This is a genomic window from Brevibacterium sanguinis (genome assembly GCF_039528855.1).
Taxonomy (GTDB): Bacteria; Actinomycetota; Actinomycetes; order Actinomycetales; family Brevibacteriaceae; genus Brevibacterium; species Brevibacterium sanguinis.
In genome coordinates this window covers 233,949-243,098 of the sequence record NZ_BAAAMB010000008.1, presented here as the reverse complement: position 1 = coordinate 243,098, position 9,150 = coordinate 233,949, and the positions used below count along the sequence as shown (strand labels likewise).

Annotated in this window: 9 protein-coding genes; 4 read left to right on the top strand and 5 right to left on the bottom strand. The window is 69.2% G+C overall.

Annotation, left to right across the window (positions count from 1 at the left end; all coding sequences use genetic code 11):
- Positions 1-40 precede the first annotated feature (40 nt).
- The 5 genes from ABD154_RS10225 to ABD154_RS10205 all read right to left on the bottom strand — a co-directional run bounded on the left by ABD154_RS10225 (position 41) and on the right by ABD154_RS10205 (position 4,363).
- Positions 41-733 carry a FadR/GntR family transcriptional regulator gene (locus tag ABD154_RS10225; RefSeq protein WP_211978955.1) on the bottom strand — a complete coding sequence of 231 codons (693 nt, stop codon included), beginning with the start codon at positions 731-733 and terminating at the stop codon, positions 41-43.
- Between the two features lie 114 nt (positions 734-847).
- Positions 848-1,669, bottom strand: a complete 822-nt coding sequence (locus ABD154_RS10220; protein WP_211978954.1) for a fumarylacetoacetate hydrolase family protein — start codon at positions 1,667-1,669, stop codon at positions 848-850.
- An 88-nt stretch (positions 1,670-1,757) separates the two neighbouring features.
- Positions 1,758-2,297: a DoxX family protein gene (locus ABD154_RS10215; RefSeq protein ID WP_211978953.1), complete on the bottom strand. Its 540-nt coding sequence runs from the start codon at positions 2,295-2,297 to the stop codon at positions 1,758-1,760.
- 22 nt (positions 2,298-2,319) lie between these two features.
- On the bottom strand, positions 2,320-3,234 hold the full coding sequence (locus ABD154_RS10210; RefSeq protein WP_211978952.1) for a VOC family protein: 915 nt from the start codon (positions 3,232-3,234) through the stop codon (positions 2,320-2,322).
- A 490-nt stretch (positions 3,235-3,724) separates the two neighbouring features.
- Positions 3,725-4,363 carry a GntR family transcriptional regulator gene (locus tag ABD154_RS10205; protein ID WP_198499267.1) on the bottom strand — a complete coding sequence of 213 codons (639 nt, stop codon included), beginning with the start codon at positions 4,361-4,363 and terminating at the stop codon, positions 3,725-3,727.
- A gap of 213 nt (positions 4,364-4,576) precedes the next feature.
- Here ABD154_RS10205 and ABD154_RS10200 point away from each other — a divergent pair, with 213 nt between their 5' ends.
- Genes ABD154_RS10200 through ABD154_RS10185 form a run of 4 tightly spaced genes read left to right on the top strand, consistent with a single transcriptional unit; the run spans position 4,577 to position 9,150 of the window.
- On the top strand, positions 4,577-5,923 hold the full coding sequence (locus ABD154_RS10200) for an NRAMP family divalent metal transporter (protein ID WP_249121037.1): 1,347 nt from the start codon (positions 4,577-4,579) through the stop codon (positions 5,921-5,923).
- A gap of 1 nt (position 5,924) precedes the next feature.
- Positions 5,925-6,695 carry a LamB/YcsF family protein gene (locus ABD154_RS10195; protein ID WP_211978951.1) on the top strand — a complete coding sequence of 257 codons (771 nt, stop codon included), beginning with the start codon at positions 5,925-5,927 and terminating at the stop codon, positions 6,693-6,695.
- On the top strand, positions 6,692-7,528 hold the full coding sequence (locus ABD154_RS10190) for a putative hydro-lyase (protein ID WP_211978950.1): 837 nt from the start codon (positions 6,692-6,694) through the stop codon (positions 7,526-7,528). The genes ABD154_RS10195 and ABD154_RS10190 overlap by 4 nt, the downstream gene beginning before the upstream one ends.
- Complete coding sequence (locus tag ABD154_RS10185; RefSeq protein WP_211978949.1) at positions 7,525-9,150, top strand: 5-oxoprolinase subunit B/C family protein; 1,626 nt, start codon at positions 7,525-7,527, stop codon at positions 9,148-9,150. The genes ABD154_RS10190 and ABD154_RS10185 overlap by 4 nt, the downstream gene beginning before the upstream one ends.

Sequence of the window (9,150 nt, the reverse complement as noted above, 5' to 3'; positions counted from 1 at the left end):
ATCCGAACGGCGGTTCTTCGCATTGGCGACCGGCGGGCCGTCAGCGGTGCGCCTCCTCGTGGAGCTCCATCGCCTCGGCGACCGCGTCGGGGTCACCGGATTCGATCGCCGTCAGCAGCGCACGATGACCCTCGACACGGGTCCGCTTCTGTGCCGGAGTCTTCGGCAGGATCGCCTCGGCGTGGCCGGCGATGTGGTCGAGCAGGCCACGGCAGATCGAGGCGAGGACCTCGTTGTCCGCGGCGGCATAGACCGCCCGGTGGAAATCCCAGATCGCGTGCGCGAGACCGAGGTCCTCATCGACCTTCGCCTCGATGACCCGCATGCGCTCGCGGAGGCGCGCAAGGTCCTCCTCGGTCCGGTTGAGTGCGGCATCGAGCACGACCTCCGGCTCGAGCGCATTCCTCACCACGGCGGACTGGGCCACCGACCGCGCATCGTCGCGGACGCGGATCATCGCCTGGCCGATGTGGACGAACGGATCGGGCTCAGCGGAGAACACTCCGCCGCCCGGGCCGGTGCGCATCGTGATGAGACCCTGCGCCTCGAGCATGCGCAGCGACTCGTTGAGGGTGCCCGGTGCCACCCCGATCTCCTTGCACAGGCTCTGCTTCGTCCCCAGATGCGTATTGGGGTCGGCCTTCTGGGACCGCTGCGCAAGGAGGTCAGCCACCTCGACGGCCCGTGACCGTCCGCTGCCCGCACTCACCTGCACATTCATCTCCCGCGCCATGCGCCCTCCATCATCGTCTCCGCACGCACCGCCATGGCACGTGCCGCCCTTGCATTGTACGGAAGCGGGGACGCGGTCGCCGCCGACAGCGACGCCGCGGCCCCGCCCCCGACCTCAGGAGTGCTCGACGATCTCGTTGCGCAGCTTCCCGATCGATTCGACCTCGACTTCGACGACGTCACCGGGTCCGAGGTACCTCGGCGGGGTGAGGCCGAGCCCCACTCCCCCGGGCGTGCCGGTCGCCACGACATCGCCGGGCAGCATCGTCACGGTATCGGTGATGTAGGCGATGAGATCCTCGATCTTGAAGATGAGGTCGCGTGTATTGCCGTTCTGCATCACCTCGCCGTTGACGGTCGTCGTCACGGTGAGATTGTCGACGTCGCCGATCTCGTCGGGCCGGTAGAGCTCGGGACCGATCGGACCCGAGCGGTCGGCATTCTTGCCGAGTGTGAACTGCGTCGTCGCGAGCTGCTTCTGTCGCGCACTGATGTCGTTGAACGCGGTGTAGCCGAGCACGTGGCTGCGGGCGGTCTCCTTGTCGGCCATCCACACCGTGTCCTTCATGACGAAGGCGAGTTCGACCTCCCAGTCGAGCCCCTCGTTCGCCGGGACCGGCACCGTCGTGCCGTCGGTGACGAGCGTCGACTCCCACCGGCCGAAGATCATCGGGAACTTCGGCAGATCCTGGCCGGCGCCGCGCTTCGATTCCTCGGCATGGCTATGATAGTTGATGCCCACGCAGAAGACCCGTGAGGTCTCCGGCACGAACGGGGCTTCGGTGAGTTCGGCACGCGCGATCGGTGCGGCATCCTCGGCGGGGGCATCGACCTCCCCCGCGTAGAACGCCTCGACGGTGCCGATGGGGTAGACGTCGTCCCCGCGGACCTCGCCGATGTGGCGGACCCCGTTGTCGAGATATCCGATGAGTGGCATTGTCAGTCTCCTTCGTGTCTTCGGTGCTGCTGCTTGTTGGTTCGTGTCTGTGCCGGCCCCACTGTGAGGACCGCCGATCTGCTGTCGTCTATGACTCGGCCCCCGCCTCGGCGTCGCGGACCGCACGTCTCGTGCGGATGACCATGGGAATCGCACCGAGGATGCCGACGACGATCGCCCCCGGCAGAACGACCGGGTAGAGGGCAGCGATCTGCGGCATGAGCACCGCGTCAAGCGAAAGGGCGCCCTGTCCTGTGATCCCGAGCATAGCGACGACCGCGGCGATGAAGAAGGGGTATTCGCCCCCGCCCAGCGCATTCCAGAATTTGCCGCTCACTGCGCTGAGCGCGGATCCGGCGACGATCATCGTCGCGACCGCCAGTCCCAGCCCGATCGGAGTGAGCAGGCCGAGCAGCAGGCTGACCGCGGCGATGAGCTCGAACACCGAGGCGACCCGGACCATGACGTGGCCCGGCCGCTGCCCGAGCTTCTCGAAGAGTCCCGCTGTCGCGACGGGTCCCGATCCCGAGAACCATCCGCACAGCTTCTGCGTCGAGTGGGCGAAGAGGATGGCGGCGAGGATCACCCGCAGTCCGGCGATGCCCCAGTCCATGCTCGTCAGTTCCATGTCGATCACGGTCCTTCCGGGTTCAGGCGGGGAAACTCGATTCGGGGGCGAGCGCGGTGTTCTGTTCGACCCACTCGATCGGCGGCCGTGATCCCCAGAGGTCGACGAGCTTCCAGTTCGAGAGGTTCTCGCCGGGGTCGACGACCCGCGGCTCCGCGTAGATGTCGTCGATGACCTCCATCTCCGCGATGCATTCGATGAGGAAGTCCGAGGAGTTCGTGAAGTACATGAAGAGGTTGTCGCCGGCCCCGTGACGACCCGGACCCCACGTCAGGCGCCGTTCGTCGGGAATGAGCGAATCGGCGATCCCGCGGAAGTCCTGGAAGCTGTTGAACTCCCAGCTCGTGTGATGGAGGCCGCCGACATCGCTGGCGACGATCGCCACCGTGTGGTGCCGTCCGTCGGCCCCGCGCAGCCACGCGATCTCATGCCCGGTGCTGCGCTCACTGAGGAGGAAGCCGCACGAGACGTTCATCTCGTGCGTCCAGCGCTCGGGGTCGGCGGCGGTGAAGTTGACGTGGTCGAGGCCCTTGGGGCGCATGCCCGGTCCCTTGTACCGCAGCGCCCGATCATGGCGCATCGGCGTGTGGACTTCGAAGACGTGGCTCTCGGAGGTCACGAAGGTCACCGACTTCTCGATCGCCTCCGATGACGGCGTCGTCGTCAGCACCTCGAGCCCGCCTTCCTCGCAGCGGCGCCTGACCTCGTCGATCGCATCGGCGCTGACGGCCTCGAGACCGCACTGCGCGTGCCGGTTCCCGTCGGCCTGCTTGATGATGTACTCGGCATGGCGCTGGTTGGAGGACATGAGGATCGTTCCGTCCTCGGCCCTCTCGACGACGCGCGCGCCGATCTTGTCGGCGGTGTCCTGCGCGAGCCCCTCGGGGTCCGCTGACTCCACCGTGACGTATCCCAGTCGCTGCACCAATGGTCTCATCGGGCCGCTCCTCTCTTCGGTCGGCGCCCGGGTTCAGCTGCGAACCACGGGGCCGATCACTTCGCTGTGATCCCTGACACGTCAATTAATAGTATTCAATATATTCAATGTCAAGGGGTGGGGGCGGCGACAGGGATGTCGGGAGCGCCTGTGCGCGGCCGCGAGGTGGCGGCGAAAGGTGGTGGCGACTGCAAAAGGTGGCGGCGCGTGCGAAAAGTGGTGGTGTCGGCAAATGCGAGGTGTTCGCGGAAAGTGCGGGCGTCGGCGAAAGGTGGTGGTGCCGGCGAGAAGTACATGAGCGCCCGACACCGCAGGCGAAAAATCGAAATGCCGGCGACTGGTCGAACGCATATCGACTTCTGGCCGACAGGGAGCCGGGCGCGTCGCGCACGCCGCCTCAGCCGCATCCCACCACTGCCCGCACCGCTCACCCCAAGAGCCGCGGCTCACCCCAGCAGGGGCACGTCACCCACGCCGCCTCAGCTTCGACTCACCCCTGGCCGGCGCGGGCGTAGGCGCCGAGGACCTGCCGCTCGGAATCGCCGAGGTAGGTGCCGAGCAGCGCAGCCGCCTGGGCCGGGCTGTCGTTGACGTAGGCATCGTAGACCTCCTCGTTGCGCTCGACGAACGGCGCGTGGAGGAAGTCGAGGAGTTCGACCTTGAGGAAGGCCAGCCGCAGCTCGGCGAGGACATTGCCGAACGAGCGCATGAGCCGCACGCTGTCCGAGAGCGCGACGACGCCGTTGTGGAACTCCATGTTCGACGTTCCCACCTGCAGCCAGTCGCCGGCCTCGGCCGCGGCCTTCGCCTCCTCGATCGCCCGGAGCATGCGCGCACCGGCCGGGTGTGCGCGGGGCGCATGGGCGAGCACGGTGCACTCGACCGCGCGGCGGACGCGGTAGATGTCGATGACATCGGCGGTGCTCGGCGACGCGACGGAGACCCCGCGGTTGGGGACGTGGTCGATGAGCCCCTGTTCGCCGAGGACCCGGAACGCCTCGCGCAGCGTGTTGCGCGAGACGTCGAACTCCTTGGCCAGCGCCGCTTCGGACAGGCGCGTCCCGGGTCGGAGCGAGCCTGCGATGAGGCGATCGGTGAGGCGATTGACCAGGGACGATTCGTGATTCACACCACCATCGTAGTCACTCACCTCACCGCACAGCCACACAGGCGCGGCCGAGTGCACGACAACCTCGGCGCCCGAATTGTGACGCACGTCTATTCTTGTTGAACAATCGGTGCTACATTGTTTACCAATATTCGGTGAACCTGTGGGGCACGACACAGCAGTCGGCTTCTGCGCGCGATCCGGAACCGCCTTCGAACTCACCGTGGAGAACGCATGTCACAGTCATCAGGGTCCCCGTCGCCGGATCCCGGTCCAGGTCCCGATCCCCGGCCAGCGCAGCAGAGCACCGAATCGGCCCACCTGCTCACGACCGCACAGACGGACTCGGCCGCGGCGGCGACGAAGTCCGCGATCAGCCGCAGCGCGATCGTCGGGGCGATCTTCCTCATGGCCACCTCGGCGATCGGACCGGGCTTCATCACCCAGACCGCGACGTTCACCGCGCAGATGGGGGCGGCGTTCGCATTCGCGATCCTCGTCTCGATCCTCATCGACATCGCCATCCAGCTCAACATCTGGCGGATGATCACCTCGTCGGGCAAGCGCGCCGCGCAGCTCGCCTCCTCCGCGGTGCCCGGCTCCGGCATCGTCCTCTCGATCCTCATCGTCGTCGGCGGACTCGCCTTCAACATCGGCAACATCGCCGGCGGCGGGCTCGGCCTCAACGCGCTGCTCGGGATCGACCCGAAGCTCGGCGGGCTGCTCACCGGCGTGCTCGCGATCGGCATCTTCCTCTTCAAACGCGCCGGCAAGGTCGTCGACGCCGTCGTCCTCGTCCTCGGCGTCGGGATGATCGTCCTCACCGTCATCGTCGCCATCGTCTCCCAGCCGCCCGTCGGCGAGGCCCTGCGCCAGAGCGTCCTGCCCGACTCGATCAACTTCGCGACCGTGACGACGATCGTCGGCGGCACCGTCGGCGGCTACATCACGTACTCCGGGGCCCACCGCTACCTCGACTCGGGCAAGACCGGACCGGAGAACGCGCCGTCGGTGATGCGCTCGGCGCTCTCGGGCATCGTCGTCACCGGCATCATGCGCTACGTCCTCTTCCTCGCGATCCTCGGCGTCGTCGCCTCCGGGGTCGTCCTCGACATCGAGAGCCAGGTCGCCAACCCCGCCGGTCAGGCCTTCGCCGCGGTCCTCGGCGATGCGGGCATCCGGATCTTCGGGGCGATCTTCTGGGCCGCGGCACTGAGCTCGGTCATCGGGGCGGCCTACACCTCGGCGACGTTCCTCTCCGCGTTCTCGAAGCGCCTCGGCGGCGGCTGGCCGCTGCAGCTGGCGACCGTGGCCTTCATCGTCGTCTCCCTCGTCGTCTACCTCATCGTCGGCACGGCACCGGCGACCCTGCTCGTCTTCGTCGGCGGCTTCAACGGCCTCATCCTCCCGATCGGTCTGACGATCTTCATGTACATCGGCTGGTTCCGCCCGCAGCTGCTGCGCACGGATTCCTACCCCAAGTGGCTGCTCGTCATCGGCACGGCGGCGACCCTGCTCACCTGGTACATGGCCGTTCAGTCGATCGGCCCCATCTTCGCCATGATCGGAATAGGAGCCTGATATGACGACCATCGACCTCAACTCCGACCTCGGGGAGAACGTCCCCGACCGGATCGTCAGCGACGACGATGCGATGCTCGGCATCGTCACCAGCGCGAACGTCTCGTGCGGGTTCCATGCGGGCAGTCCCGAAGGGATCAAGCACACCGTCGCCGAGGCGACCGACCGCGGCGTCATCATCGGCGCCCATCCCGGCTACGACGACTACGAGGGTTTCGGCAGGCGCCCCATGGACGTGCCCGCAGCGACCCTGCAGGCCCAGGTCGAGTACCAGATCGGCGCCCTCATCGGACTGGCCACGGCCGTCGGCGGCCGTGTCCGCTACGTCAAACCCCACGGCGGTCTCTACAACACGATCGTCCACGACGAAGCCCAGGCCCGTGTCGTCGCCGCCGCCGTCAGGGCCGTCGATCCGAGCCTCGTCCTCCTCGGCCTCGCCGGCAGCGTCGCCAACCGGATCGCCGCCGAGGCGGGACTGACCGTGGCCGCCGAGGCCTTCGCCGACCGCGCCTACAATCCCGACGGCTCGCTCGTCTCCCGCACCGAGTCAGGGGCCGTCCTCGACGATCCGGCGCTCGTCGCCGCCCGCGTGCTGCGCCTCGTCGAGACCGGGGAGATCGAAGCGATCGACGGGTCGACGATCACCGTCGACGCGCAGTCGATCTGCTTCCACGGGGATTCCCGCGGCTCGATCGAGATGGCCCAGGCCTCCCGCGACATCCTCACCGACGCCGGGGTGAGCATCGCCCCGTTCGTCGGAGCACAGCCGTGACACCGGCAGGGGCGGCGGCCGGGGCACCTCCCTCGACACCGGCGGAGACGTCGGCCGGGGCGGCGGCCGGGGTCGCGGCCCGCGCCCGCATCCGTGCCGGTTTCACCGGCCCCACCTCGGGGATGGCATCCGGGCTCGTCCAGGCCAACCTCATCGCCGTGCCCGCCGACTGGGCCTTCGACGTCCTCCTCTTCGCCCAGCGCAACCCGAAGCCGTGCCCGGTCATCGACGTCCTCGAGCCCGGCCGAGTCGAATCGGCGCTGGCTGCCGGCAGCGATCTGCGCACCGACCTTCCCCGCTACCGGGTGTGGGAGGACGGGCAACTGACCGCCGAGGTCGACGACGCCTCGTCCGTCTTCGCCGACCACCCGGACCTCGTGTCGTTCCTCATCGGCTGCAGCTTCACATTCGAGGCCGACCTCGCACGGACCGACATCCCCATCCGCCACCAGGAGGCCGGGCGCAACGTGCCGATGTACCGCACGTCGACCGCGTGCCGGCCCGCCGGGCGGATCTCCGGGGACATGGTCGTCTCGCTCCGGCCGATCCCCGCCGCACAGGTCGCCGAGGCGGTCCGCATTACCGACCGCTTCCCCGCCGTCCATGGGGCTCCCGTCCACATCGGCGACCCGGCGGCCCTCGGGATCCGCGATCTCGACGCCCCCGACTTCGGCGACCCGCCCGTCATCGAGGACGGCGACGTCCCCGTGTTCTGGGCGTGCGGGGTGACCCCGCAGGTCGCGATCGCCGAATCCGCCCCGCCGTTCGCCCTCACCCACTCCCCCGGGCGGATGTTCATCACCGACGCCCCCGAAAGCGACTACCGCCAGTGACCGTCTTCCGCACCGCCTCCCGCCGGCATCTCCTCGTCGAATCCGCCGACCTCGCCGCATCGATGCAGCTCAACCATGCCCTCGAGACGGCGGCGCTGCCCGGCGTCGTCGAACTCGTGCCCGCCGCGCGGACCGTGCTCATCCGCTTCGACCCGGCCCGCACCTCGGCGCCGGCCCTCGAGGAGGCCATCTCCGGACTCGACGTCACCGACTCCGCGACCGGGTCCGGGCGCACCGTGACCATCGACGTCCGCTACGACGGTGAGGACCTCGCCGAGGTGGCTGACCTCCTCGGCGTCTCCCCCGCCGAGGTGGTCGCCCGCCACCAGCGCGCCCGCTGGGAGGTCGCGTTCTCCGGGTTCGCCCCCGGGTTCGGGTACCTCGCCGGCGACGACCCGCTCTTCGACGTGCCCCGCCGGTCGTCTCCGCGCACCCGCGTGCCCGTCGGGGCGGTCGGCCTCGCCGGGGAGTTCACCGGGGTCTACCCCCGGGCCTCCCCCGGCGGATGGCAGCTCATCGGCCACACCGATGCCATCCTCTGGGACCTCGACCGGCAGCCCCCGGCGCTCTTCGTGCCCGGGACCATCGTGACGTTCGTCGACGCCGGGAGAGCGAGCGCGCGAGCGGCGGAGGCGCCTGCGTCGGCGGAGGCGCCGTCCTCGGAGGAGACGTCCGCGGCGGAGTCCTCAGCGTCCCACTTCCTCACCGTCATCGAGCCGGGCCTCCAGCTCCTCATCGAAGACCTCGGGCGCCCCGGGTTCGCATCGATGGGCGCATCGAGCGCGGGAGCCGCCGACCGTTCCGCCCTCGTCGATGCCAACCGCCTCGTCGGCAACGCCGAGTCCGCCGCGGTCCTCGAGAGCTTCGGCGGCAGGGTCAGCCTGCGCGTCACCGGTGACGGGGTCGCCGCGGTCACCGGCGCCGGCGGCCCGATCACCGTGACCGCCGCTGACACAACGGTGTTCCGCCACCGCCTCGGCGAGGCGTTCTCCCTCGTCGACGGGGACATACTCGAGCTCGGGCCGACCGAGACGGGTGCGCGTCGCTACCTGGCCGTCCGCGGCGGGATCATCGCGGACACGGCGCTCGGCAGCGCCTCGGCGGACACGCTCGCCCACCTCGGGCCCGCCGCACTCACGGCCGGGGACACGATCGACCTGGGCGATCCGGTCACGGCCCCGCATCTCGTCGATCCCGGGCCCCGCCTCGGCGCGGATCGGGTTCTGCCGGCACCGGGTGACCTCGTCGAGCTCACGGTCGCCCTCGGTCCGCGGGACGACTGGTTCACGTCTGCCGGCATCGACACCCTGCTCACGCAGGAGTGGACGGTCACGCACGAATCGGATCGGGTCGGTCTGCGGCTGGCCGGGGAGGTGCCGCTCGAGCGGGCGCGGACCGGTGAGCTGCCGAGCGAAGGCGCGGTGACCGGTGCCCTGCAGGTCCCGCCGAACGGCCAACCGGTGCTCTTCGGGCCCGACCATCCGCTCACCGGGGGCTATCCGATCATCGCCAGCGTCGACGACACCGACCTCGCCGCGCAGCTGCCCCCGGGGGTGCGCATCCGCTTCCGTACGGCCGCAGCCGCCGATTCCACCTCCTCTGACCCCTCCGACGAAAGCTGA